The sequence below is a fragment of the Herbaspirillum lusitanum P6-12 genome (assembly GCF_000256565.1).
Classification (GTDB): Bacteria; Pseudomonadota; Gammaproteobacteria; order Burkholderiales; family Burkholderiaceae_D; genus Herbaspirillum; species Herbaspirillum lusitanum.
In genome coordinates, this window is the sequence record NZ_AJHH01000400.1 from 1 (window position 1) to 1,616 (window position 1,616).

The 1,616-nt window shown below is 60.9% G+C and carries 1 protein-coding gene and 1 pseudogene; both read right to left on the bottom strand.

Annotation, left to right across the window (positions count from 1 at the left end; genetic code table 11):
- On the bottom strand, positions 1–546 hold a 546-nt coding region (locus tag HLUSI_RS0113075), incomplete at its 3' end, for an IclR family transcriptional regulator (RefSeq protein WP_040503463.1).
- Between the two features lie 145 nt (positions 547–691).
- A pseudogene (locus HLUSI_RS28505) lies at positions 692–1,594 on the bottom strand (porin); the annotation flags it as partial.
- Positions 1,595–1,616 lie beyond the last annotated feature (22 nt).

The following is a 1,616-nucleotide window of genomic DNA, read 5'->3' on the forward strand; positions in this document are numbered from 1 at the left end:
GCCGCGCTCGGCTTCGTCGCGGAACGACAGCAGCACGTGGCCCGACGCGGTGTCCGTCAGGCTGACCAGCGCGCCGACCTTGAGACCGAAGGCCCAGCGTTCCGGACTGTCGACCTGCGCCACCACGATCACGCGGCCGGCTTCATAGACGGTCAGATGGGTCGATTGCATGGTGCGGTTGGCCAGTTCGCGCATATGCGGCAACGCGGTGCTCACCAGCGACCGGATCGGCTGGTTGTTGTGCGCCAGCTCGAACAGCTTCAGCGACAGGCGGTACTGGTCGTTGTCGGCGATCAGGTAGCCGCGTTGCTCCAACGTCACCACCATGCGGAAAATTTCATTGACGCTGCGTCCCAGTTGCCTGGATATCTGGTTCAGCGTCAGCATCTGCTCGGATTTGCTGAGCAGTTCCAGGATGTCGAGTCCCTTGTCCAAGGCCGGTGCGGCATAGCGCACCTTGCCGGCATCGGCGGCGCTGTCGATGGCGGAAACCTCGGCGACGGCTTCCAAGTCTGCGTCAGGGACGATTTTCTTGGTTCTTGGCATGGGCAGGCTGGGTTCTGAAAGGAATTGCAGGGATTGCGGATGTTTGTCGTTTTGCGCAAATCCGTCTTGTCGCGCATTTTATCCCTGAAACCGGCATTCATGCGGCTTCGCCGGTTTCAGGAGTTTGCCGTTCTAGGCTCTCAGCTTAAAAGGAGTGGCTGATGCCTGCATAAGCGCCATTCTGGTTCTGGCCCGGCAACGGATTGTTGTTGCTGGCCTCGACCGAGAAGTTGGCGGTGCTGCTGTTGCGGACCGTGCCCGCACCCACGTACAGCAGGGTGCGCTTGGACAGCGAGTAATTGGCGCCGGCCATGAACAGGTTGGCGTTGCCGCCGCCGTTGTTGACGTTGACGCGGAACACCGAGCCGATCAGCGTCAACGCAGGCGTGACCTGGTAGTTCGCCCCCAGCCAGTAATGATTGACCTTGTCCGGCGAACCCGGGGCAACATCCGGTGCGCGCAGGTTTTCATAGCCAAGGAACAGCTTGAGCTTGTCGATGGTGTAGGTGCCGCCCAGGATCAGTTCCTTCGACGTATCGAAAACGGTATTGCGTGTGCCGTCCGAATTGATTCCGGTGCCGTATTTGCCGTTGCTGTCGCGGATCAGGTCGTAGATCGCGCGCAGCTCAAGTCCCTGGTTTTGATAAACCAGCGAAACGCCATCCTTGCGTTTGTTCTTGATCGAGCCGGCCTGCTCGCCGAGCGCGGTCTGGAACGTGGCGTTGAAGCCGCCCCAGGTCGGCGTCTGGTATTCGATCACGTTGTCCGCGCCTTGCCAGTTGCGGCCGCGCACCAGCGTGGCGGTGCCGATGAATTGCTGGCCGGTCGGATCGAGGAACCAGATGTCGTTGTCGATGAACAGGTTCTTGCCGAACTTCAGCGAGCCGGCGCTGCCGGACAGGCCGACGTAGGAGCGGCGATTGAACAGCGTCGTGCCGTTGGTCGCGCCCTTGGTGGCGTCGAAGCCGGACTCCAGCAGGAAGAAGGCATTCAGTCCCGAACCCAGGTCTTCCGTACCCTTGAAGCCGATCATGCTGGTGCGCAGTTGCCACTAATGGCGGCGATGGATG